Source organism: Glaciimonas sp. PAMC28666 (assembly GCF_016917355.1).
GTDB lineage: Bacteria > Pseudomonadota > Gammaproteobacteria > Burkholderiales > Burkholderiaceae_D > Glaciimonas.
Genome location: NZ_CP070304.1, coordinates 4203238 through 4228953 on the forward strand (window position 1 = coordinate 4203238; position 25716 = coordinate 4228953).

The 25716-nt window shown below is 50.5% G+C and carries 18 protein-coding genes; 13 read left to right on the plus strand and 5 right to left on the minus strand.

What is annotated here, in order from left to right; translation table 11 throughout:
* Positions 1-53 precede the first annotated feature (53 nt).
* From ligA to def, 3 genes are all read left to right on the plus strand, one after another.
* On the plus strand, positions 54-2255 hold the full coding sequence (ligA, locus tag JQN73_RS17865; protein WP_205320314.1) for an NAD-dependent DNA ligase LigA: 2202 nt from the start codon (positions 54-56) through the stop codon (positions 2253-2255).
* Positions 2256-2567: 312 nt separating this feature from the next.
* Entirely contained in the window at positions 2568-3443 is an 876-nt protein-coding gene (galU, locus tag JQN73_RS17870; RefSeq protein WP_205320315.1) for a UTP--glucose-1-phosphate uridylyltransferase GalU, read from the plus strand.
* Between the two features lie 117 nt (positions 3444-3560).
* Complete coding sequence (gene def, locus JQN73_RS17875; RefSeq protein ID WP_205320316.1) at positions 3561-4097, plus strand: peptide deformylase; 537 nt, start codon at positions 3561-3563, stop codon at positions 4095-4097.
* Positions 4098-4299: 202 nt separating this feature from the next.
* On the opposite strand, the gene cphA (JQN73_RS17880) is transcribed toward def, so the two are convergent.
* Positions 4300-6870, minus strand: coding sequence for a cyanophycin synthetase (cphA, locus tag JQN73_RS17880; protein WP_205320317.1), 2571 nt, complete (start codon positions 6868-6870; stop codon positions 4300-4302).
* A 170-nt stretch (positions 6871-7040) separates the two neighbouring features.
* On the minus strand, positions 7041-9242 hold the full coding sequence (gene cphA / locus JQN73_RS17885; RefSeq protein ID WP_205320318.1) for a cyanophycin synthetase: 2202 nt from the start codon (positions 9240-9242) through the stop codon (positions 7041-7043).
* 356 nt (positions 9243-9598) lie between these two features.
* Between cphA (JQN73_RS17885) and JQN73_RS17890 the strand changes: the two genes are divergently transcribed.
* Together JQN73_RS17890 and JQN73_RS17895 are read left to right on the plus strand one after the other, a co-directional pair.
* Positions 9599-11860 (plus strand): ABC transporter ATP-binding protein, encoded by a 2262-nt coding sequence (locus tag JQN73_RS17890; RefSeq protein WP_370551372.1) that lies wholly within the window; start codon positions 9599-9601, stop codon positions 11858-11860.
* A gap of 10 nt (positions 11861-11870) precedes the next feature.
* Positions 11871-12341: a DUF1854 domain-containing protein gene (locus JQN73_RS17895; RefSeq protein ID WP_205320320.1), complete on the plus strand. Its 471-nt coding sequence runs from the start codon at positions 11871-11873 to the stop codon at positions 12339-12341.
* A gap of 137 nt (positions 12342-12478) precedes the next feature.
* On the opposite strand, the gene JQN73_RS17900 is transcribed toward JQN73_RS17895, so the two are convergent.
* The 3 genes from JQN73_RS17900 to map all read right to left on the minus strand — a co-directional run bounded on the left by JQN73_RS17900 (position 12479) and on the right by map (position 17086).
* Positions 12479-13225 (minus strand): pseudouridine synthase, encoded by a 747-nt coding sequence (locus tag JQN73_RS17900; RefSeq protein ID WP_205320321.1) that lies wholly within the window; start codon positions 13223-13225, stop codon positions 12479-12481.
* A gap of 248 nt (positions 13226-13473) precedes the next feature.
* Positions 13474-16026 (minus strand): [protein-PII] uridylyltransferase, encoded by a 2553-nt coding sequence (locus tag JQN73_RS17905; protein ID WP_205320322.1) that lies wholly within the window; start codon positions 16024-16026, stop codon positions 13474-13476.
* Positions 16027-16270: 244 nt separating this feature from the next.
* Positions 16271-17086, minus strand: coding sequence for a type I methionyl aminopeptidase (gene map / locus JQN73_RS17910; protein ID WP_255542236.1), 816 nt, complete (start codon positions 17084-17086; stop codon positions 16271-16273).
* A 431-nt stretch (positions 17087-17517) separates the two neighbouring features.
* Here map and rpsB point away from each other — a divergent pair, with 431 nt between their 5' ends.
* The 8 genes from rpsB to rseP all read left to right on the plus strand — a co-directional run bounded on the left by rpsB (position 17518) and on the right by rseP (position 25608).
* Entirely contained in the window at positions 17518-18270 is a 753-nt protein-coding gene (gene rpsB / locus JQN73_RS17915; RefSeq protein WP_205320324.1) for a 30S ribosomal protein S2, read from the plus strand.
* A gap of 166 nt (positions 18271-18436) precedes the next feature.
* Complete coding sequence (tsf, locus tag JQN73_RS17920) at positions 18437-19318, plus strand: translation elongation factor Ts (RefSeq protein WP_205320325.1); 882 nt, start codon at positions 18437-18439, stop codon at positions 19316-19318.
* A 301-nt stretch (positions 19319-19619) separates the two neighbouring features.
* Positions 19620-20336, plus strand: coding sequence for a UMP kinase (gene pyrH, locus JQN73_RS17925; protein WP_205320326.1), 717 nt, complete (start codon positions 19620-19622; stop codon positions 20334-20336).
* Between the two features lie 204 nt (positions 20337-20540).
* Positions 20541-21101: a ribosome recycling factor gene (gene frr / locus JQN73_RS17930; RefSeq protein ID WP_205320327.1), complete on the plus strand. Its 561-nt coding sequence runs from the start codon at positions 20541-20543 to the stop codon at positions 21099-21101.
* A 232-nt stretch (positions 21102-21333) separates the two neighbouring features.
* Positions 21334-22098 carry a polyprenyl diphosphate synthase gene (gene uppS, locus JQN73_RS17935; RefSeq protein WP_205320328.1) on the plus strand — a complete coding sequence of 255 codons (765 nt, stop codon included), beginning with the start codon at positions 21334-21336 and terminating at the stop codon, positions 22096-22098.
* Complete coding sequence (locus JQN73_RS17940) at positions 22098-22931, plus strand: phosphatidate cytidylyltransferase (protein WP_205320329.1); 834 nt, start codon at positions 22098-22100, stop codon at positions 22929-22931. The genes uppS and JQN73_RS17940 overlap by 1 nt, the downstream gene beginning before the upstream one ends.
* A gap of 140 nt (positions 22932-23071) precedes the next feature.
* Complete coding sequence (gene ispC, locus JQN73_RS17945) at positions 23072-24241, plus strand: 1-deoxy-D-xylulose-5-phosphate reductoisomerase (RefSeq protein ID WP_205320330.1); 1170 nt, start codon at positions 23072-23074, stop codon at positions 24239-24241.
* A complete protein-coding gene (gene rseP, locus JQN73_RS17950) occupies positions 24241-25608 on the plus strand; it encodes an RIP metalloprotease RseP (RefSeq protein WP_205320331.1) in 1368 nt (455 codons plus the stop codon). The genes ispC and rseP overlap by 1 nt, the downstream gene beginning before the upstream one ends.
* Positions 25609-25716 lie beyond the last annotated feature (108 nt).

A 25716-nucleotide genomic window follows, 5' to 3' on the forward strand; every position in this document is an offset into this window, starting at 1 on the left:
AACAACATATGCAATATTCAAGACAAGAACTTCCAGCGCTTGGGATGGACACAATGACAAAATTGGCACAAAACCGTACGTTAAATCGTACTTCGAACATGGATAAGGCGGTACAGCAATTAGACGCTCAGGAAGCGTCGACTGAGCTTGCCGAGTTAGCTAATCTGCTGGCCTACCATGACAACCTTTATCACGCGGAAGACGCGCCAGAGTTGAGCGACGCCGATTATGATGCATTACGTCAGCGTAATAACGCCATCGAAGTCCGTTTTCCCGAATTGATACGCGCTGACAGTCCGTCACAAAAAGTGGGCGCTGAACCGGCTAAGGGATTCAAAAAAGTCATCCATCGCGTACCTATGCTATCGCTTGACAACGCATTCGTCGAAGACGACATAAAGGATTGGCTCGATGGGGTACGTAACTTTTTACGCGAATTGAAAGACCCTGACGTCATCGTCGAGATTGATTGCGAACCTAAAATCGATGGTCTATCGTGTTCATTGCGTTACAAGAATGGCGTACTCGTTTCCGGTGCCACCCGTGGAAGTGGTGGGGTAGGCGAAGATATTACCGCCAACGTAAAAACTATTAGTGATATTCCAAAAAAACTTCCCGGTGAAGGCTGGCCCGAAGTGTTGGAGGTCCGTGGCGAAGTCTATATGACCGATGACGGTTTCTTAAAACTTAACGCAGAACAAGAAATTGCCGGTGGAAAAATATTTGCTAATCCGCGCAACGCGGCCGCTGGTAGCATGCGCCAACTTGACGCCACTATTGCAGCAAGGCGGCCGTTACGGTTTTATGCCTATACCTGGGGCGAAATTTCAGCACCTTTTGCGACTACGCAATGGGAGGCGCGGGCTAAGTTTAAAAGCTGGGGTTTCGAGCTGAATGAACCGAGCCGGTTGGTCAAGGTTTCCGAAATTTCTCTGAGCGAGCTCGTAGCCTATTATCAGGACATCGAACGCAATCGTTCCTCGCTCGGATTTTCGATAGACGGAATTGTTCTTAAGGTTAATCGACTTGATTGGCAAAACCGCCTTGGTTTCGTTAGCAGATCGCCGCGATGGGCAACAGCATGGAAGTTCGCGCCAGAACGCGCGCAGACGGTGATCAACGCGATTGAATGTCAGGTTGGACGGTCAGGGAAAATTACACCGGTTGCGCATCTCGCCCCCATCAGCGTTGGTGGTGTCCTGGTTCAGAGAGCTACCTTGCATAACGCGGATGAGATTTTGCGGAAAGATGTGCGTGTAGGTGATACGGTGATGATTCAGCGGGCCGGTGATGTGATTCCACAGATCATCGGTGTTCTGCAGGATGCGCGTCCGGAAAATAGCGTCCCTTATATTTTTCCGACTCACTGCCCTGTGTGCGATAGCTTGGTGGTACGAGAAGAGGGCGATGCGGGAAGTTTTTGTACCGGCGGTTTGGTATGCGCGGCGCAAGTCATTGAGCGTTTGAAGCACTTTGCATCGCGCGATGCATTCGATATTGAGGGACTTGGCGAAAAAAATATTGCGCTTTTTTATGAGCGCGGGCTTATCAAAACACCCGTGGATATCTTCACCCTGGAAGATCGGGATGGCAAAGGAATCAAGGGTGGCAACGGGGCCAGCGGCGACACTGGTGCGCGCGTGCTCCCACCGCTGCGTGTATGGGAAGGTTGGGGCGAAACATCAGCAGCAAAATTGTTTACCGCTATCCGGCACGCCAAAGTGATTTCGCTGGATCGATTTATTTATAGCCTGGGAATTCATCAAGTGGGTCAGGCCACAGCGCGCTTACTTGCCAAACATTACTTATCTTTGAGTGAGTGGCGACTATGCATGAACGCAGCACAAGATCCCGATTCAGAAGCCTACGCAAATTTAATCTCAATCAATGGGTTGGGAGAAAGTATGGTGAATGACATACTTAGTTTTATTGCTGAGCCGCATAACAGTGAAGTATTGGAAGGACTGACGGGGGGCTCCGAGCCGTTGGTCACTGTTACCGATTTTGAGCGCCCATCCACGCTTTCTGCAGTTTCGGGGAAAACAGTCGTTTTTACCGGAAATCTCGATACCATGAGTCGTAACGAAGCGAAAGCGCAGGCAGAGGGTTTGGGAGCGAATGTGGCCGGATCTGTATCAAAGAAAACCGACTTCGTCATAGTCGGCGCTAGCGCCGGATCAAAGGAAAAAAAAGCCCGTGAACTTAACTTGACAATATTGAGCGAAGCGCAATGGTTAGCGCTAATTAAGTCTTAACGTTTTCAATGCAATAAGGATAATAATTAACGCATAATTAACGGGTCGATCTGCAAGCCCAAGACTTAAAACGAACTGTTTCGCGAACCTCCCGATCAAAATCATGTCAAAATTTAGTGTGCAAAGTATTCCCCCTGAAAACGGACTTGATTAATTGCGTATCATCAATCCTGAAAACGTTCAGAAGCAAGCTTCAGTCGGAATGGTGGAGTGCTTATCACATGGTCCGGAGCGTGCAGAGTATAGGTAATGCGCTCAACCAATGGCACAGCCCCGCTTAATTTGAACCGCGCACTTCTTTAGAAAGCGATCATGAAAAAAATTAGAAAAGCAGTATTTCCTGTAGCTGGTTTGGGCAGCCGTTTTTTGCCTGCCACTAAAGCGCAACCGAAAGAAATGCTTCCCATAGTCGATAAACCTTTGATTCAATACGCCGTTGAGGAAGCCGTCGCGGCGGGTATCACCGATATGATTTTTATTACCGGTCGCAACAAGCGTGCGATTGAAGATCATTTCGATACCGTGTATGAACTAGAAAGCGAATTGGAAGCCGCAGGCAAAACCAGATTATTGGATTTGGTCCGGAATGTCATCCCTAAGCATGTCAATTGTATTTTTATCCGCCAATCGGCTCCTCTGGGTCTGGGTCACGCTGTGCTATGCGCACGTCCGGTCGTCGGCGACGAACCGTTTGCTGTATTGTTAGCAGATGACTTCATGGATGTCGAGGCCGGCGAGCGCGCCGTAATGGCGCAAATGACCGACGTGTTTGAGCAAGAGGGTAGTAGCGTGCTGGCGGTGCAAGATGTGCCTCGCGCGGATACCCGACAATACGGAATTGTCAGTATCGATCCCTTCAAACCGAATTTGGAACGTGTCAATAGCATTGTTGAAAAGCCGCTGCCGGCCGATGCCCCCTCCACACTAGCAGTCGTCGGGAGATACGTGCTGACGAATGGTATTTTTGACTGTCTTGAAGCCACCGAAAAAGGCGCTGGCGGCGAAATTCAATTGACCGATGGTATTGCGGCATTGATGGAAAAGGAGAAGGTCTTAGCTTATCGCTACGCCGGTCAACGCTATGATTGCGGGTCCAAATTAGGCTATTTGAAGGCCACGCTTGCTATGGGTTTGAAGCACCCTGAAACCGGGCCTGCATTCGCTGAATATTTAAAACAATTTCAATAGGCTTTGGCCGGAACAGAAGTCGCATTGCATCATTAGCCAATCGCGGTCTGCTTTCGGATCTTCCCTATCTGAGGTTAAAATAGGCAACTTCCCATACTTGAATTGTCGATTGATTCCATGAGCATTCGTGAAATTTTGAAAATGGGTGACCCGCGGCTATTGTTGAAAGCAGAGCCAGTCACCGACTTTAATACGCCAGAGCTAGACGCGCTGATCAAGGATATGTTCGATACCATGTATGCGGCGAATGGGGCGGGACTGGCCGCACCGCAAATTGGCGTCAACTTGCGAGTCGTCATTTTTGGCTTCAAGAACAGTGCCCGTTATCCAGATGCAGAACCAGTTCCTGAGACGGTCCTCATCAATCCTGTCTTGAAGCCGTTGTCGGATGTTACTGACGATGCCTGGGAAGGCTGCTTGTCAGTGCCTGGTTTGCGCGGCGTAGTACCCCGTTGGAGTAATTTGCATTATGAAGGCGTCGACCAGCACGGTGCGGTGCTCAATCGTACCGTTGACGGCTTTCATGCGCGCGTAGTGCAGCACGAGTGCGATCATCTGGATGGATTTTTATATCCAATGCGAATCAAGGACTTCACGCTCTTTGGCTATACTTCGGTCCTGTTCCCGGAGTTGGATCCAAACGACGACGATTAAGAATCAAGACGTGAGGGCCTTGCGTATTGTGGCTTTGATCTCAGTCGCGGAGAGCCAATCGTCATTGACTCCGTCATCGCCCCGATATGAAATGGGTCTTTGAATTGCCTGGGACGATGTCGTAAATTCGGAATGTAAATGAAAAAAACCGGGGTAACCATCAACATGGTTATCCCGGTTTTCTATTTGAAGTTCGACTAACTCAATGCTCAGCAACGCGCTTTGCAATATGTTCGAGGGCTTCTTCTACCTGGTCTATCAAAATCAGGCATAAATCACCTTCGGTCAAAGTGGACAGTGCGGTGTCAATAGCAATGAATTCGCCATCAATTTCCTGTGTGGCGCTCGTGCGACGCGCGTTTTTCAGGCCGTCTCGCAGGAGTGCCAGGACTTCGCCATCGGCACGGCCGCGTTGACATTGGTCCTGATAAAGGATGACCTCATCGAACGCATCGCCCAGCAATTGTGTCTGTTGACGAATATCCTCATCGCGCCGATCACCAGCGCCGCTTATGACCACCGAGCGACGTTTCGCTGGCATGTTTTCGACTGCCTGAACCAGCGCGACAATCGCATCGGGATTATGGCCGTAATCGGCAATGACGGTTGCGCCGCGATAGTCGAATATATTGAATCGGCCGGGCACGGTAGCCGGGTCATTAATAAACGTCCGCAGGCCGGTGCGAATGATTTCCCAGTCGAGCTTTAAAGCCCACGCAGCTGCTGTTGCCGCCATGACGTTTTCGATCTGAAACCGAATGGTACCGTTGCGGGTTAATGGAATTTCCGCCAGTGGCACGCGCACTTCGTTCAGACCCTGTGCTGCGACAATATCTGTACCGTCCAAATACACCACGCGATGACCCTGTGCGCGATGCGTCGTCATCACAGTATTACTTTTATCATAGGCGAAAAAAGTCACGGAGCCGGGGCAAACTTTCGCCATACTGGTGACCATCGGATCGCCGGCATTCAAGACGGCGACACCGTTTGGTGCGACATTTTCAACGATCACACGTTTGACTACAGCCAGATCTTCAACTGTGCTGATAAAGCTCAATCCAAGATGATCGCCCATCCCGATGTTGGTAATGACTGCGACGTTGCAACGATCAAAGCCGAGACCTTCACGCAATATGCCGCCACGCGCGGTCTCAAATACGGCCGCATCAACGTCAGGATGCATCAAGACATTCCGCGCACTACGTGGACCACTGCAATCCCCGGTATCGATGCGCTGCTTTTCAATATAGACACCATCCGAGTTGGTCATGCCAACCCGCAGACCTTTACAGCTCAGCAAATGCGCAATCAAGCGTACAGTCGTCGTTTTGCCGTTGGTTCCAGCGACGGCAACCAAAGGGATACGGCCGTCATCGTGGCCGCTGAACATCGTAGAGATAATGGCCTTGCCGACTGGCCGGCCCTTGCCATACGAAGGGCTTATGTGCATACGTAAACCCGGCGCAGCATTCACTTCAACGATGCCCCCTTCCTGCTCTTCGAGCGGTCTGTGGACGCTGCTGCAGACGACATCGACCCCACAAATATCGAGTCCGACCATTTGGGCCGCGGCGACGGCGCGCGCTGCCATTTGGGGATGGACGTCATTGGTAACGTCAGTTGCAGTCCCGCCGGTGCTCAGATTGGCATTGTTACGCAAGACCACCCGGACACCGGTTGGAGGAACGGTATCGGCATGGTAATCCTGCTTGGCAAGGCTGGCTAATGCAATAGCATCGAAACGAATTTTGGTGAGAGGGGTAGCATGACCGTCGCCACGCAGCGGATCGCTGTTGACTTGATCGACCAGTTCTCTGATGGTATGGACGCCATCACCGATCACTAGCGGAGGATCGCGCCTGGCGGCGGCAACCATTTCTTTGCCAACGACAAGTAATCGGAAATCGTGACCCGGCAGATAACGTTCAACAATAACGTCCGAACAAATTTCAGCCGCGACGGCGAAGGCAGCAAAGACCTGCTCGCGTGTGCTGATATTTACGGCGACACCTTTGCCCTGATTGCCGTCACGCGGTTTAATCACCACCGGGCTGTCGATTTCTTGTGCTACCTGCCACGCATCGGCAGCGTTAGAAACCACGCGACCTTGTGGCACCGGAACACCGGCGGCATTAAGCAGCATCTTGGTGAGTTCTTTATCCTGCGCGATGGACTCTGCAATTGCGCTGGTGGCACTGGTTTCCGCTGCCTGTATGCGACGTTGGCGACTTCCCCAGCCAAACTGCACCATGCTACCGTCGGTAAGGCGGCGAAACGGCACGCCCCGTGCGACGGCGGCTTCCACTATCGAACCGGTGCTTGGCCCTAAGCGAACGTCTTCATCGAGCTCGCGCAATCGGGCTAACGCGTCGGCTAGATCGAATGGAAGATCGTTGGCTGCAGCGGCACATAACGTCTGCGCGCATTCAAAGGCGAGCTTTCCGACCGCTTCTTCCGTATATTCAACAATGACCTGATACACGCCCGATTCGAGAGCCTGCACGGTACGACTGAACGTGACAGGACAACCGGCTTGCGACTGAAGGGCAAGCGCAGCGCTTTCGAGAGCGTGGGCCATCGAAATCGTATCGTCGCTACCGGTCGATTCAAGGAACCCAATATGGGGAAAGCGGGCGCGCAATCGCGTCTCAAAACCGTCCATTCCAACAATCGAGCGCTCCGCTTCAGCGCAGGACACGATTGCTTCAATGGCTGTGTGACGGGTCCATAGATTTGGGCCACGTAGAATTCGGATGCGTGATACGTCCATCAACAAGTTTCCTGATTTTTTGATCGGTTAGACCAATTTTAATGGGTATAAACTACGGCGCAAAGTGTAAGTCCTGTCTCCTCAAAAATTCTGCATCATTTTTTTGAGTACGGTCATTACAACTTTGCGAGTTCTATTACTTTTTTATCATGGTCGTGTGTGTACGATGATCAATTGGACCGATTTTGTTTTTTTGGTTTGGTCTTCGGCACGACTTGTTCCATATTAAAGGTTTCGATACAGGCGCGAATCAAGTCTACTGAAATGCCGAGCGCCCATGTTGCCGCGACCGCCGCCAATACATTTTCCGTCTGGAAGGTTGGTTGTCCATCGGCCGTTAATGGAATGGTTGCGACGCGCGCCAACATCACTTCACGGCTTCCCTTGGATAATATAATTTGTCCTTCGCGCACAAACACCGCACGCTTGTCTTGCGCCAGGTGGTCGACGATGACGGGCAACGTTTGTTCCATGCCAAAAAAGATCACATCGCCGTCGCATAACTCTGCCATGGCGGCAACCAACCGGTCGGCTGCGTTCAGAACCGCAACGCCAGTAGGCAAAACGATGTCGACCTGGGTGCGCAATACTTTAGCCATCTGCTCTGCGTCGTCAATATAGTACTCGGGCAGTTGATCGTTTGCAGCGATATTGGTTACGACGCCAACCTGACAGCGATCGTAGGCCAAGCCTTCTGACAATATAGTGGTGCCGCCATTTTCGAAGACCGCCGCTTCGACCGCACGGTTCAGCAATACCCGATGGGCACCGGTCCAGTCAGCACAGTTGTTTTTTTCAACTTGTTGATTGTTGAAGTAAAGCCCATCACTGCATGCCAGGCCAGTATGTTGACCGTTGAGGTTAAGCAGACGCGCAATCAGGTGAGAGACGACGGTTTTACCATGCGTGCCAGCCACGCCGACGATCGGAATCCGACCATTCTCTTCACCTGAAAACAAGTGATTGATGATGGCTTCGCCGACCGGTTGCGGTTCGCCCTCGGCTGGCTTGAGATGCATCAACAGACCAGGTCCGGCATTGACTTCGACAATCGCACCGCGTTGTTTTTCCAACGGCTGCGAGATGTCTTCTGCTACCAGATCCACCCCTGCGATGTCCAGACCGATAATGCGGGCTGCCAGCGCTGCCGCAGCGGCGACGCTCGGATGGACCTTTGCAGTAACGTCTATGGAAACATTGCCGGTGCGTTGAATTAAAACTGTTTTCCCGGCATCCGGTATGGCGTCAGGCAGAAATCCCTGTCGTTCCAGCTCCATTCTGATGATAGGTTCCTGATCCAAAAGGATCGGATTGAGAGGATGTTCCTCTAAATCGCCGCGGCGCGGATCACTATTCAACTGACTATCGATCAGTTGGCGAATGGTTGATTTGCCATCACCGGTGACCGAAAGCGGTTCACCGCGGGTGGCGGCAGCCAGCTTGCCACCGACGATGAGAAGGCGATGTTCGTTACCGCGAACGAAGCGCTCGACGATTACGCTGCTACCTTCTTCTAAGGCCACGGCATAGGCGGTTTCAACTTCAGTACGTGTATTTAAGTCAATAAAAACGCCGCGACCATGGTTGGCATCGGTGGGTTTAACCACCACCGGCAAACCGATATCTTCAGCGGCCAGCCACGCATCTTCGGCGCTGTCAACGAGCCGTCCTTCCGGAATTGGCACACCACAAGCCTGCAGCAGGCTTTTGGTCAGGTCTTTATCACGCGAAATGCTTTCTGCAATCGCGCTGGTCTGATCTGTCTCCGCAGTCCAGATGCGTCGTTGGCGTGCGCCATGGCCCAGTTGAACCAGATTGCCAGCCGAAAGGCGCAGCGATGGGATGCGGCGTTGATCAGCAGCCTCGACGATGCATGCTGTACTCGGACCGAGACACAGCGAATCGACCATTCCCCGCAAGGTCTCGATGTGGGCCGGGACATCAAACGGACGGTCTTCGATCGCAGCCATCACCAGGTCGCGCGCGGCATACAGGGCAGCGCGCGTGACTTGTTCGTGACGTGCGCGGACCACAACTTTGTAGACGCCCCGCTTGGATGTTTCCCGCGCTTTACCAAATCCGCCGGGCAAACCGGCAAGATTTTGCAGTTCCAACGTGACATGTTCCAGAATATGACCGGGCCAGGTGCCATCCTGCAGGCGCTGCACAAAGCCGCCGCGTTCGCCGTAGCTACAGCGATGTTCTATTAGCGACGGCAACCAGCTTGTCAGTCTTTGATTAAAGCCCGGAATGACATTGGAAGGGCAATCTTCCAGTTCTCCGATATCGATCCAAGCCTCAAGCGCTGAACGATACGTCCATATATTTGGTCCGCGTAAGGACGTGATCCGGAGAAATTCTATGTTTTTCATGAGTAGTTAGGAAGGCCATGGGATCGCACGCTGCAGAGAATACCCAATTGGAATTAACGCTTTAAATGTTAAAAGGTTTACACAAAATAAAAAATAAATAATAAGTATTGATCGCAATCAGATCATGAAAACCCTTAAAATACGGCAGAATAAAAATTATCTATAAAATGGTATGCCAGCGCATTTGATTTATTGCATCAAACATCACGCATTATGTGACGTTCTTGTTGCTTATCAAAGCGAATAAGCAACATTCCACTCATTCCATTTCATCCCGCCAAGGGATGCACCATGCGTCTCAGATGACAAGCGAATACCTTAGCCCGATAACACCATCCCAAAGTGTCACCCAATCAATGCCCGACCGGTGGAGCATAGAGGTCGCCGCACAACTTGCGCCCGATGAAAAAATCGCCGCCTGGTTAGAGCTGGATATTGATTCCACCTTGCATTTTACGCGTGGTTTAGTGGTTGTGACTGATCGGCGTGTATTGGCAAAAATGGCGTCGGATGCAGACTGGACGCACTGGTCCTATTCCGCGGGGCTGTCTTTACGTCATTTTGACCATGCCGGTATCGGTAGTCTGGAGCTGGTTGATGCCCAAGAACGTTTGGCGTGCTGGCGCTACACCTTGGGATTGAACGTCATCGCCTTGCGATTGATTAACCATTTTGAGCAGCAATTAGAGGCGCATCTGTCGGGCCTACCCGTGCACTATCCGGATGAAGGCGTTTGTCCGCAATGCCAGGCTCCGCTTCCGCCAGGCGAAGATACCTGCGCAATCTGTCCGGAAAAAAAGGACGAGGCGTCTACACGTTGGGCTCTATTTCGGCTGGTGCGCTTTGCGAAGCCATACAAATGGTCGTTGATATTCGGCTTTTTACTGACACTAGCCTCGACCGCGGCAACCTTGATACCGCCTTATTTGACGTTGCCGTTGATGGATAACATTCTCATCCCATATCAAAATGGCAAACCAATAGACGTCGGATTGGTGAAGTTATATATGGCAGGTTTATTGGGCTCTGCATTGGTCGCATGGTCATTGGGCTGGGCGCGTACCTACATTTTGGCAATTGTCAGTGAGCGTATCGGCGCAGATTTGCGCACCTCCACTTACGAACATTTATTGCGCTTATCGCAAGAGTACTTCGGCGGCAAGCGTACCGGTGATTTGATGGCGCGCATCGGATCTGAATCTGACCGTATTTGTGTCTTTTTATCGCTGCATCTGCTGGATTTCGCCATTGACGTCCTCATGATGCTGATGACCGCAGCAATTCTGATCTCAATTAATCCCTGGTTAGCGTTAGTGACCTTGTTACCGCTGCCATTTATCGCGTGGATGATTCACCTCGTGCGTGATCGCTTACGTCATGGTTTTGAAAAAATTGATCGTATCTGGTCGGAAGTCACCAACGTGCTGGCAGACACCATTCCGGGCATTCGGGTGGTGAAAGCGTTCGCGCAGGAAAAGCGTGAGGCATCTCGGTTCAAGGAGGCCAACCGACACAACTTGCTGGTCAACGATAAAGTGAATAAAATTTGGTCGTTGTTTACGCCGACCGTCACTTTTTTGACTGAAATAGGCCTATTGGTGGTGTGGGCTTTCGGTATTTGGCAAGTATCGCAAAACCAGATAACGGTTGGGGTATTAGTCGCTTTTCTGGCTTACATCGGCCGTTTCTATACCCGCCTTGATTCGATGAGCAGGATAGTCTCGGTGACGCAGAAGGCCGCAGCCGGTGCCAAGCGTATCTTTGAGATTCTGGATCACGTATCGAGCGTTCCTGAGCCAGCAAATCCGGTGCACATCGAGAACGTCCAGGGGGCCATCGAATTACGTGACATCGGCTTCCGCTATGGCAATCGCTCAGTGATGCGTGGCGTAAATCTATCGATCAAACCGGGTGAAATGATCGGTCTGGTCGGCCACAGCGGCTCTGGCAAGAGCACCTTGGTCAATTTGATTTGTCGCTTCTACGACGTCTCGGAAGGCGCGATCAAGCTCGACGGCGTTGATATTCGCTCGCTACCGATCACCGAATATCGCCGTAATATTGGTCTGGTTTTGCAGGAGCCGTTTTTGTTTTTCGGCACTATCGCCGACAATATTGCTTATGGCAAGCCTGAAGCAACCCGTAAAGAAGTGGTGGCCGCGGCCCGTGCCGCGCATGCGCATGAATTTATTTTACGGTTGCCGCAAGGTTACGATTCGCTTGTCGGAGAGCGTGGCCAGGCATTGTCTGGCGGTGAGCGTCAGCGTATTTCGATTGCGCGCGCCTTGTTGATCGATCCCCGGATTTTAATCATGGATGAAGCCACTTCTTCCGTCGACACCAGTACCGAAAAAGAGATTCAGAAGGCGCTGGACAATCTGGTCCAGGGACGTACCACGATCGCCATTGCCCATCGCCTTTCGACGCTGCGCAAGGCGGACCGGTTGGTGGTGATGGATCGCGGCGAGATTGTTGAAGTCGGTAACCATGACGAACTGATGGCATGCGAGGGCGCCTATTACCGCCTCTATCAAGCGCAATTGCGCAACGTCGATGACGAACCTGAGTTGCAAAACTGGAACAGCATCAGCAGCAAGATCGCCGAGACCACTACATAAGATGACAACAATGACACTGCATGATTTCCGTTTGAGGCTGAATACGTTTGGCCGGCTAGTCTTGACGACGGCCGACGGTGAGGTCTATCAAGGTGTTCTGCCGGTGCGCGCCTTTCCGATAAGCGCAGCAGATGAGGGCGTATCCATTGTGGCTGCAAACGGGCAGGAACTGGCATGGATCGATCAATTAAGCGATCTGCCAGAAGAAACCCGTTCTATGGTTGAGCAGGAGTTAGGCAGACGCGAGTTTATGCCCGAGATCACCAGAATTCGACATGTGTCCAGCTATTCAACGCCGAGTAACTGGACAGTGACTACCAATCGCGGCGAGGCTATTTTTACGTTAAAAGGCGAGGAAGACATCCGCCGTTTGGCCGGAGCATCATTACTGATCGCCGATAACCACGGTGTGCATTTTGTCATCCGGGATTTGCTCACCCTGGATAAGGTCAGCCGCAAAATTTTGGATCGATTTTTGTAATTTTCGATGAATTTTGCTTGGATCACCGGAGTTTAGGGCGCTTTTCGCAGAAAATAACTATTTCGTTATTATAATCGTGCAAAGATTTTGCGATTAAGCGACGCCACATTCATTAGCAGGTGTGCGCCTCTTTTTGTTTAAAAACTCTCGTCAATGTTCAAATAACGCCATTCCCCCGTCGGTAAATCTCCTAGCGTGATTTTACCGATCCGGATGCGTTTTAATCCTGTCACCTTCAAACCAACCAGCTCGCACATGCGCCGGATTTGGCGTTTTTTGCCTTCCCTCAGGGTGAAGCTCAATTGATCCTCATTTTGCCATTTGACGATGGCGCGCTTTAGCGGTTTACCGTCCAGAGACAAGCCAAAATTAAGGCGTCGTAGTTCGCTGTCGGGTAACTTTGCACCATGCGAATATTGGACACGGACCAAATACTCTTTGTCGATGGAAGAGTCTTCACCAATCAGTTCTTTGGCAATGCGGCCATCCTGCGTTAACACTAATAAGCCAACAGAATCAATATCCAGTCGACCGGCCGGCACCAAATGGCGCAGTTGACTACCGTGAAATTCCTGGATGGACTGATCCTCTTTCCAGCGGCTGGCGCCGTTGACCAACACCACAGCAGGTTTGTAACCGTCTTCCGCCTGACCGCTGACATATCCCATCGGTTTGTTGATCAGAATGGTGACACGTTTAGCCTGTTCGGCACTGGCCTGGCGTTCAACCGTGACGTGTTGGTGCGGGAGTACTTTGCTGCCAAGTTCGGAGATGATGATGCCATCCACACGGACCCAGCCGCGGGCAATCCATTCATCAGCTTCACGGCGCGAGCACAGGCCGAGTTCGGACATGCGTTTGGAAAGGCGTAGTAGTTCAGTCATATGATGCAAATCAGTGGAGGAAGTTCTGTATAAGGTAGTGTATCAAGCTTCGGACAGCTACATTGGTGCGGCGGGGCCCGGTGCGATCATACTCTTATAGTTGAGGACAACTGCTGAGCACGACTGCATTTCCATCGTGCGCTTCGAACGAAGCAACAGAGACTTACGCTGCGCCAGAACTTGCTCTACTTAATCAGGTACTCCTTTAAAATAAATGGGGAAAGCTAAAACAGACCGCGGCGCTAACTCTAAACCTGCAAAGCGTCGAGCAAGTCCGTTTCCAGTTGTAATTGAAGGCGGTTATGACTAAGGGCCTTGCCATCGACGAGAAACACGTCCTCGACGCGCTCGCCTAATGTCATGATTTTAGCCGTGTGTAAATTAATTTTGTATTTTGCGAGCACATTCGCGATTAAGTACAATAATCCAGCACGATCATTCGCCGTGATGGCCAATAAATAATATTGCCCGCGCTCATCAGGCTGCAAGTCCACGGTCGGCGTCACCGGAAACGTGCGCGATAGCCGCGACAAGCGGCCGCGAGTGGGCGAGGGCAGTGGAACGCGCGCCTCAAGTTGTTCGGTTAGTTCGTGCTCGATGAGATTAATGATGTCGCGGTAATGTTTGGCGAACAATGGCGCACTCAATAAAAACGTATCGAGCGCGTAGCCATGCTTGGTGGTGTGAATTTTTGCATCCAGAATACTGAAGTTTTTGCTTTCGAAATAGCTGCAAATACGCGCGAATAAATCGGTCTCGTCTGGCGTGTAAACTGCCACCTGCAAGCCCTCCCCAATTGGGGCCAGTCGCGCTTTAACGATCGGTTTAGGGCTATTGACCAGCGTGTAGAAGGAGCGTGTTTGCCACGCTATATCGGCGGCGTCATGGCGCAAAAAGTACGCTACGTCGAGTTGCTCCCACAAAGGCTCATGCGCATCGTTTGGCAAGCCATATAAGCGCAAAGTTCTCAATGCATCTTCTTGCGTATTCTTTAATTCGCGGTCGGCAGAGGGGGTTTCACCGCCCAATACGCGTAGCGTAATACGATATAAGTCTTCCAGCAATTTGCCTTTCCAGGCGTTCCATACCTTAGGACTGGTACCGCGAATATCGGCGACCGTTAGCAGGTAGAGTGCCGTCAGATGGCGCTCATCTTTGACCGTTTTGACGAAAGCCAAAATGACATCGGGATCCGACATATCTTGCTTTTGCGCTACCTGCGACATGGTCAGGTGTTGCTGCACCAAAAACACGACGAGCTCGGTGTCTTCGACCGTCAGCCCGTGTTGCTGGCAAAATTGCTGAGCGTCGGCCATGCCAAGTTGAGAATGATCGCCGCCGCGACCTTTCGCGATGTCGTGAAATAACGCAGCGATATAAAGTATCCAGGGACGCGGAAAATTCGCAATCAACTGGCTGCAAAAAGGATATTCGTGCGCATGGTCGCTAAGCGTGAAGCGGCGCACATTCCGCACGACCATCAAAATGTGCTGGTCAACGGTGTAGACGTGAAAAAGGTCGTGCTGCATCTGGCCTACGATACGCCGAAAGTTAGGGAGATAGCGTCCCAGCACGCCGGTCTCAGTCATCCCGCGCAATGCGTGCGTGATGCCTTGAGGTGCCTGAATAATCTGCAAAAATAATGCGCGGTTGGCAGGATTGCGACGGAAAGCCGCATCAATTTTCGCGCGGGCATGCCAGAGCGCCCGCCGCGTGCGCACGGTCATGTCCTTAAGTTGTGTATCCTGAGCGATCAACAGGAACAATTCAAGCATCGTCGACGGCATGGTCTCAAATTGATCATTGGTCGCGATGTCAATCAGACCGTTAATTTGATTAAAGCGGGCGTTAATTGGCCGGGGGACATTCGGCTGCGGGAACAAGTACCCCTCAATGTTTTGCAAAAGAACCAGATTAAGCTGGGTTACTGCCTTGGCAGCCCAGTAATACCGCTGCATCAGATATTCACTTGCGCGCCTGGTTTCCGTCGTCTTGAAGCCCAGAGTCTCAGCAATCGGCGTCTGAACGTCAAACACCAATCGATCCTCGCGGCGATTTGTATGAATATGCAGCCGAATGCGGATGTCTTTAAAGGCGCGCTCTTTTTGCCGCAATTGGCGGGCTTCGGTTGCGGTAATCAGCGACCGTTTTGCTAATTGCGCCCAGGAATCGCCTAAGCCAGCGGCTTTAGCAACCCACAAGATGACTTGCAAATCGCGTAAGCCGCCCGGGCTTTCTTTGCAATTTGGCTCGAGGCTGAATGCTGTATCTTCGAACTTCACGTGGCGTTGGCGCATCTCGAGCTTTTTCGCCTGGAAAAAAGCACGAGGGTCCATCGCCGCGTTGTAGCGCTTTTGTAATTCGGTGAAAAGAGGCTTGTTGCCAGTCACCAGCCGAGCTTCGAGCAAGCTGGTCTTGACGGTGATGTCGGCCGCAGCCTCTGTCATGCATTCGTCGACGGTCCGGATACTGTGACCGATTTCCAGGCCAATATCCCAGAACAATTGAACGAGTTGTTCCAGATTATTTTTTAAATCGGCGTCCGGGGGGACTTCTAATAAAATTAATAGATCAACATCTGAGTGTGGAAATAACTCGCCCCGTCCGTAACCGCCCACGGCTACCAGAGCAGCGGATGCAGGTAACTGAAGTAGCTTCCAGGCCAAAGTCAGCGCAGTATCGACGCTTTGTCGTAATTGCTTCAGTAACGGTTCCGGTTTACCGTTGAGCAAAAAAGCATTGATGACGGATTGCCGTTCGGTTTTAAGTTGATTTTTTAAGGTTTTGGCAAGTGTCGACATAGCGATGCTAAAGGAAGCGAAAAGGGCGGTTGTACCGGCTACAAAATCGTTTGTTTATTACAATTCTACGCCCACTAACATGACGCTTATTACATTCGCTAACTTCATTCATTACAGACGCTAAATGACAATTTTGAACCCGCGAGCCGCCTAGGAGCCTTTCTGTAACGAAAGACCGCCCAGACGCAATGATGCCCGATTATATGTGATGATTTATAAGTAATGAATTTTTTGCAAGATTATCTTATGCAATGAAAGCGGGAGGAGGTGGTGTTCCGGCCGATTTGGTCAGAATTTCATATCCCGTTTCCGTCACGAGAACGGTGTGCTCCCATTGAGCCGACAAACTACGATCTTTGGTGCGTATGGTCCAGCCGTCGCCCATTTCACGAACGTCGCGTCGGCCAGCATTGATCATTGGCTCAACGGTAAAAATCATACCTGCTTCCAATCTTTCCAGGGTGCCCGGACGTCCATAATGGAGTACTTGCGGTTCTTCATGGAAGACCTTGCCGATGCCATGCCCGCAAAATTCACGGACGACGCTATATCCGGCTTTTTCTGCGTGCTGTTGTATCACATGGCCGATATCGCCCAAATGCGCGCCGGGTTTGATTTTGGCGATTCCAAGCCACATGCATTCGTAGGTGATGTCACCAAGTCGCTTCGCCATGATAGAAGGTTCGCCAGCATAAAACATGCGACTGGTATCGCCGTGATAGCCATCCTTGATAACGGTAATGTCAAGATTCACGACATCGCCGTTTTTGAGCACTTTATCGCCTGGAATGCCATGACAAATCACATCGTTCACCGATGTGCAGATGGCTTTGGGATAAGGAGTGTAGCCAGGAGGGCAATAATTCAAGGGGGCCGGAATAGTTCCTTGTACGTTTGTCATGTATTCATGACAGAGGCGATCCAGCTCACCGGTAGTTACCCCCACCTTAACGTGAGGGGTAATGAAATCAAGGACTTCCGAAGCCAATTTGCCAGCGATGCGCATGCCAGCGATATCTTCGGCTGTTTTAATTGAAATTGAGGACATAGGTGAATAAATTTTGGTAAAAAATGCAGAATAATATCGAAAAAACCACAAATCGAATTCGGCCAGAGTCGGGCCGATTTACCTTTGAGATTTGTCAGCTGGCCATATTAAAGCGAATACTAGCCTTGTTTAACGCTGATTATAGACGAGCTAGCTCCGTTTCGCTTAAAACAGGTATCGGACACTTGAAGTATCGTCCTGTTTTGAGGTAGAATCTTGGGCTGGCCGGAATTGCTATTCAGGCAGTGGTAAGTTTCATAGGTAGCTAAAGTGAAATACGACGCAAACCAAGGTCGTTGCTTGCCGTTTTAAATGCGCGTTTAGATGTGCATTAGATGTATCAATCGTTGTTTTAAATCGCGAATCCGCTCGAAAAGGGTGCCCCTCTTGTTCATACAAGTTTGGTGACTGAGCAGATTCCAGACCCAACCCTGGAGAAAATTATGTCCGTAACAATGCTTGAAATGCTGGAAGCCGGTGTCCACTTCGGTCATCAAACTCGTTTCTGGAACCCAAAGATGGCTCCGTACATCTTCGGTCATCGCAACAAAATTCACATTGTCAATCTGGAAAAAACCCTTGGTATGTATCAAGAGGCGATGAAGTATGTTCGCCAATTGTCATCCAATCGCGGCAACATCCTGTTTGTCGGTACCAAGCGTCAAGCGCGCGAAATTATCGCTGCTGAAGCTGCACGTTCAGGTTCGCCTTTCGTTGACCAACGTTGGTTGGGCGGTATGCTGACTAACTTCAAAACTATCAAGACTTCGATCAAGCGCCTGAAAGAAATGGAAGCTTCGATCGCTGACGGTTCAGTTGAAAATCTGAGCAAAAAAGAAGGTCTGATGTTTCAGCGTGAAATGATCAAGCTGCAAAAAGCTATTGGTGGTATCAAGGATATGGGCGGCATTCCTGACGCAATCTTTGTTATCGACGTCGGTTACCATAAAGGCGCGATCACTGAAGCTACAAAACTGGGTATCCCGGTTATCGGCGTTGTTGATACTAACCACTCCCCGGAAGGCGTAACTTACATCATCCCTGGTAACGACGATTCGTCTAAAGCGATTGCGTTGTACGCTCGTGGTGTAGCTGATGCAATCATTGAAGGGCGTGCTAACGCCGTCAATGACATCGTTGAGCTAATCAAAGCCAACGCTGGTGATGAGTTTGTTGAGGTTAACGATCAGGCGTAATTCCTGAAATTGAAGTAATGTACTTCAACCGAAAAAGGGGGCAGCAATGGCCCCTTTTTTTGTATATCCCGAATATTTTTGACTGATGGTGTGGAGGGCGGTTTGCGAACGGTTCAGGTAACCAGACGGCGAACGGATTCTTCCGCACCAATTCTAGGAGATTGATATGGCAGTTATTACTGCAGCACTGGTTGGTGAATTGCGCGCAAAAACTGATGCGCCAATGATGGAATGCAAAAAAGCGTTGACCGAAGCCGATGGCGATATGGTCAAAGCAGAAGAAATATTGCGTGTGAAATTGGGTGGAAAGGCTTCTAAAGCCGCTTCACGTATCACTGCAGAAGGCGTTGTTGCCGCTTATATCACGGGCGGCGTCGGCGCATTGGTCGAAGTTAATTGCGAAACTGACTTCGTTACTAAAAACGATGAGTTCATTGCATTGGTCAATGCTTGCGCCAAACTGGCGGCGGAAAATAACCCGGCCGATATTGCCGCGTTATCGGCTTTGCCGTTAAATGGTGGTACTGTCGAATCTTGCCGTACGGAATTAATCGGCCGTATCGGTGAGAACATGTCGATTCGTCGTTTTCAACGTTTTGAAACTAGCGCCAAGCTGGCATCTTATATCCATGGCACCAGCATTGGCGTAATGGTCGAGTACGATGCTGCGAACGAGCAAGTCGGTAAAGACGTTGCTATGCATATCGCTGCTATGAAGCCGGTTTCGTTATCGTCAGACCAGGTGCCTGCTGAGTTAATTGAAAAAGAACGCTCGGTTGCGACGCTGAAGGCCGCCGAATCTGGCAAGCCTGCTGAAATCGCTGCAAAAATGATTGAAGGCTCGGTACAGAAATTTCTGAAAGAAGTTTCTTTGTTGAATCAGTCATTTGTCAAAAACGACAAGCAAACGGTTGAACAGATGCTTAAAGAAGCGAATGCCAGTGTTAAGTCTTTTGCGATGTTTGTTGTCGGTGAGGGCATTGAGAAAAAAGTGGATGACTTTGCTGCAGAGGTTGCGGCAACAGTTGCTGCAGCCGGACAAGCCTAAGTATTACGAAAGAGCGGGCCGCAAGGCCCGTTTTTTTGGGTGTAGGGAATCTTTTCTCGCATTCGTGGACTAAAGGGCGCGGTCAGGATTTGTGAAGTCAGCCGGTGCTTATTTCAACAGTGAATTTGCGGTGGCCGGCTTAGCTGAATTCATCAAGTAAAATCGTAATACAAAAATCGTAGTGCAGGCCTGAATTAAATGACCATTTGCACTTTCTTGGAAGTGCGGCCTGGAATAGCTAGCGAAATAATAAAAATACGTAATAATTAATTGTTAATCGGAAGAACCAAGGACTCAGACCATGACCAAACCAGCATATAAGCGTGTTCTCCTTAAGCTCTCCGGTGAAGCCCTGATGGGTAATGATGCCTATGGCATTAATCGAGCGACCATTGACCGTATGGTGTCCGATGTGGCCGAAATTGCCAGATTAGGCGTGCAACTTGCCATCGTTATTGGCGGCGGTAATATTTTCCGCGGAGTCGCACCGGGTGCAGAAGGAATGGATCGGGCCACGGCAGATTACATGGGAATGTTGGCCACGGTGATGAATTCACTGGCGTTGGCAGATGCCATGCGTCAGGCGGGATTGACCGCGCGCGTCATGTCGGCGATCAGTATTGAGCAAGTCGTTGAGCCATATGTGCGGCCAAAGGCGTTGCAATACCTGGAAGAAGATAAAGTTGTGATTTTTGCGGCAGGAACCGGTAATCCATTTTTTACCACGGATACCGCGGCAGCTTTACGCGGATCCGAAATTGGCGCAGAAATAGTACTAAAAGCGACGAAAGTTGACGGAGTTTATAGTGCTGATCCTCAGAAGGATCCTGCTGCGACTCGGTATACTACTATTACATTTGACGAAGTTATTACTAAGCACCTTCAGGTAATGGATGCCACGGCATTTGCATTGTGCCGTGATCAAAAGTTGCCAATCAAAGTGTTTTCAATCAATAAGCCAGGCGCCCTGTTGCGTGTGATTATGGGTGAAGACGAGGGTACTTTGGTACACGTTTAAGGCATCAATCTGGTAGATGGCAGAGGCGCAGTAAGGGTGTTCAACGTGGAATACAATACCGCACAGCCTTTACGTGGCGCCTTTAACCAAAATATCAAAATTGGTCTCTCGAAATAGCGGCGGATGGTGTCAGTCAGTATTATTTAGGTTTCACATTAAGTTTTTCAAAGATTAAAGCCTACGGCTAAAGAATAGGAGAGCAGCATGAGCGTTGCTGACGTTAAAAAAAGTACCGATCTGAGAATGCAAAAGTCCCTTGAGACTCTGCGCGCAGACTTGGCGAAAGTACGTACAGGTCGTGCCCATACCGGCATTCTGGACCATGTACAAGTTGAATATTACGGTAGCCCGACCGCATTGACTCAGGTTGCCAGTGTGACCTTGATTGACGCGCGGACCATCGGCGTGCAGCCATTCGAAAAGAAAATGATCGCTGTCATTGAAAAAGCGATCCGGGAAGCCGACTTGGGCCTGAATCCATCAACGCAAGGGGAGATCATTCGTGTACCAACTCCTGCATTGACGGAAGAACGTCGTAAAGAAATGGTGAAACTTGTAAAAAGCGAAGCCGAAGACGCCAAGATTGCGATACGAAATATTCGCCGGGATGCCAACGAAGGGTTAAAAAAGCTCGTCAAGGATAAAGAATGTTCGGACGACGACGAACGTCGTGCGCAGGACGAAATTCAGAAATTGACGGACAAAGCAGTCTCTGATGTAGATCGACAGGTCGTGGACAAAGAAAAAGAAATTCTCACGGTCTAACGTATCGCAGGATGCCTGAGATCCGGTTCTGGATCTTTGTGAGCGGCCCTCAATGGGGTGGTAAGCTGCAGAAAACGGACGTTTATCTGAAGAAATTATTCGATAAGTGACTTTTTTGATCAGCTTATGCGCCCCGATCAAGTCTGCGTAGTAAGATTCCAGATAGGTTCTCAGAACCTTACGAGCGACTCGAAGCAGCAGGCTCTAAACAATCACTCTAATTCATTTTTTCATGACCTATTCAAGTTCGACGCTTTCAGTGCCGTCTAGCCCGGCAGTGCCTAGGCATATAGCCATCATAATGGACGGTAACGGGCGTTGGGCCACACGCCGATTTTTGCCGCGCTTTGCGGGCCATGGAAAAGGCGTTGAGGCTGTGCGTAATATAGTCGAAACGTGCGCTAACCGCGGTGTGGAGTTTGTCACCCTATTTGCGTTCAGCTCTGAGAACTGGCGACGTCCGGAAGAAGAAGTGTCGCTGTTGATGCGTCTTTTTGTCACCGCGCTAGAGCGTGAAGTCGGCAAAATGCACAACAATGGTATTCGCCTGAAAGTGGTCGGTGATTTAAGTCGGTTCGACGCTAAATTGCAAGACATGATTGCCAATGCCGAGCGAAAAACCGCCAATAATACCAATTTGACAGTCACTATTTGTGCAAATTACGGCGGCCGCTGGGATGTCATGCAGGCTGTGCAAAAGATGCTGGCTCAAGAGTCTGCGGGAAACGACGCGCCATTCACAGAGGATCAACTGGCGCAGCATCTGGCGATGGCATACGCCCCTGAACCGGATTTGTTTATCCGGACCGGCGGCGAGCAACGAATTTCAAATTTTTTGCTATGGCAACTAGCTTACAGCGAACTCTATTTTACCGACACCTACTGGCCTGATTTCGATGCAGCGGAGCTCGATAAGGCAATTGCCTCTTATCAGCAACGTGAGCGACGGTTTGGGCGTACTAGTGAACAATTGGTAAAACAAAAAAAGGCATCCTGATGCTAAAAACGCGTGTCATTACAGCGTTGCTACTATTGGCAGTCCTATTGCCGATTCTTTATCTCAATTATTTTCCTGCCTTTGCCATCGTCGTGGTGCTTTTTTTTACTGCCGCCATTTGGGAATGCGCACGCATTTTTGGCGCGACCGGCAATCGTGCCGTGGCTTGTGCCGCCGCCGCGATGATCCTCCTGATCTTAGTGTTGATAAAAGGCAATGGTGCCAATCTAGGTTCATTGTTCGCACTCTGCGTAGCGCTCTGGTGCCTGCGTTTTACACCTTCCTTAGGTCTTGGGTTGCCGCCACTCAACAGCATTGGCAATCGCATCGTGGGCATCACGTATGCAATCTCTATTTTTGGTTGTTTTCTTGCTATCCTCGGACTTTTCCTGCATTCTCCAATTTACTTGCTTTCAGTAATGGCAATTGTGTGGGTAGCCGATATTGGCGCGTATTTCTGCGGCAAAGCCTTTGGAAAGCGCAAGCTGGCCCCATCAATTTCCCCTGGTAAGTCGTGGGAGGGTGCCCTTGGTGGCTGGGTCCTGGTATTGCTGATCGCCAGTGTCATTTGCATTTCTCCCGCGGCGATACCCTTGGCGGATACCTTTCCGGTGCAGTTGTATGCTGTATGGGGATGGGCCGGGTTATTCGGTATCATGACAATATTAGTGATGGCGAGTGTCGTCGGCGACTTATTTGAGTCATTATTAAAACGCCGGGCAGGGTTCAAAGATAGCAGTCAACTTTTACCTGGACATGGTGGTGTGTTAGATCGAATCGATGCGCTGATCCCTGTGCTTCCGCTAGTAGCGCTATTGGGTTACTGGTTCTAAACCCGAAGCCCGATTCTGGTAGTCACCAATAGCGCTTTCAGGCAGTCGAAGCATTTGATGGAATTAAAGAAATTCACAGTCCATCCGGCATTCCAGACAAACGGAGCGGTCAATTGCCGAATTCAGGCTTAAGGTCACTCATGCAAAATATTACGATTCTCGGCTCAACCGGTTCTATCGGTGTATCTACGCTCGATGTGCTCGCACGCCATCCCGAGCGTTATTCGGTGTATGCGCTAACCGCCCATAGCAAGGTCGAACAACTCGCGCAACAATGTGAGCAATTCAAGCCGCAAGTTGCCGTGGTGGGAAACGCACAATCCGCATCACAATTGTCGCGCCTGTTGCTCTCCAAGGGGCTGAAAACCCAGGTTTTCTATGGCGAGCAAGCATTATGTGAGGTTGCCAGTTCGGGATCTTGTGATACGGTAATGGCGGCCATTGTCGGCGCGGCCGGCCTGGCCCCATCGTTGGCGGCGGCGCACGCGGGTAAAAAGATCCTATTAGCGAACAAAGAAGCATTAGTCATGTCGGGACAGCTGTTTATTGACGCCGTACAACACGCGGGCGCGACACTGCTACCGATCGACAGCGAGCATAATGCCATTTTTCAATGCCTGCCCCACGGTTATCAGCGCGATCCGGTCGCCATGGGGATTGTCAAAATTCTGTTGACCGCCTCGGGTGGTCCATTTCTTGGCCGGGCTGTTGAAACGCTCGAATCTGTGACGCCGGCGGAGGCCGTTGCCCATCCGAACTGGGTGATGGGCCGAAAAATTTCCGTTGACTCGGCTACCATGATGAACAAGGGTCTTGAGGTCATTGAGGCGCATTGGCTATTCGGCGCGTCGGCCAACCAGATCGAGGTCGTTATCCATCCCCAGAGTGTTATCCATTCAATGGTTTCCTACGTGGATGGATCTGTCCTGGCGCAGCTAGGAAACCCGGACATGCGAACCCCGATTGCGAATGCTTTAGCGTATCCTGAGCGGATTTCCTCTGGCGTTGCCCCGCTTGATCTGACTATAATTGGTCAATTACAGTTTACTAAGCCCGACCTGGGACGTTTTCCGTGCTTGAAACTCGCGTATGATGCACTCATGGCCGGAGGATCTGCGGCAACGGTGTTGAACGCAGCGAATGAAGTTGCTGTCGAAGCGTTTCTTGATGGAAGAATCGGATTTCGGATGATAGATCAATTGATTGCTCGTACCATGGATAAGTTGCCAGTGTGCACGGTGACCGACATTAACTCACTGCTCGAGCAGGATCATCTGGCTCGTCTGGCAGTTCGCTCATTTATCTCCTGATGGTTTTCCTACAAACAATCTTAGCTTTTTTGGTGGCGCTCGGCTCACTGGTGATCATCCATGAGCTAGGCCATTATTCGGTCGCGCGCCTTTGCGGCGTCAAGGTTCTGCGGTTTTCAGTCGGTATGGGCAAGGTAATTTTCTCGCGCCGCTTTGGCCCCGACCAGACCGAGTGGGCAATATCTCTGTTACCGCTGGGTGGCTATGTGAAGATGCTCGATGCCCGCGAGCAAGATATTAATACCATGTCTGCTGCCGATCTTAAGCGTGAGTTCACTCACCAGTCGGTTTGGCGACGGATGGCGATTGTTGCCGCTGGCCCAATTGCCAATTTTCTACTCGCTATACTGCTGTTTGCCGGGTTATACATTCACGGCATCCCTGAGCCGACCCCTAAATTAAGGGCCGTTGCTGAGCAGTCGGTCGCTTACGAGGCCGGCTTACGCGGTGGTGAACTGGTTACCGCAGTGAATGGCGAGCCTATCCAGATCTGGTCAGACCTGCGTTGGAAATTGATGCAGGCTGCACTCGAAAAAGGCAGTGTCACGCTGGACGTGCAACACCCTAATGCAGGGCCTACCGGCGGAAACATATTAGATACTGTCACATTGCCATTGAGCAGCATTAATGCCAAGGACCTTGAAGGTGATTTTTTAGGCAAGTTGGGCATTTCATTAGCACGGCCAAAAGCAGTGCTCGGCAAAGTGATTCCCGATGGGCCGGCCATGAAAGCTGGTTTGCGGGAGGGCGATCTGATCACCAGTGTGAATGGCGTCGCTGTCTCTGACGGATTGGCATTGGTTGAGAAGGTACGTTCCTCGCCAGGTAAAAAACTCACTATCGCTGGCGTCAGAGCAGGGCAGGTGTTTCAACTCGACGTCACCCCCGTCTCGCAAATGAGTAAAGGCGAGACGTTTGGGCTAATTAAAGTAGAGGTACCTTTAATGCCAGAAATGATTGTCGCCAGTAGCACTCCTCTGGCAGCAGTGGCAAAAGGCGCCGAAAAAACGTGGGATAGCAGCGTCTTGACATTAAAGATGCTAGGAAAAATGATAGTTGGGCAGGTTTCATGGAAAAATATTACCGGTCCGATTACTATAGCGGATTACGCGGGGCAAACAGCGCGCGTTGGCGCAATTAGCTATCTCAGTTTCATTGCGTTTATCAGCATCAGTTTAGGTGTCATGAATTTGCTTCCTATCCCAGTTTTAGATGGGGGCCTTTTGCTGTATTATTCGGTGGAAGTTTTGACAGGGCGTCCGGTTCCTGAGCGGTTTGGCGAAATTGCCCAACGTGCAGGCATTGGCATATTAATGACGTTAATGGCAGTCGCCATGTTTAACGACATCGTTCGCCTCATATTTTAGTGTTGCGTCTCGCTACGAACTTCGAATTCTACGTAGCGGGGTTCATCCCAAGTTTTTTCTTCTTGTCCGACAATCGTAGTCGGCAAGGACATTGATAACAAACGATCG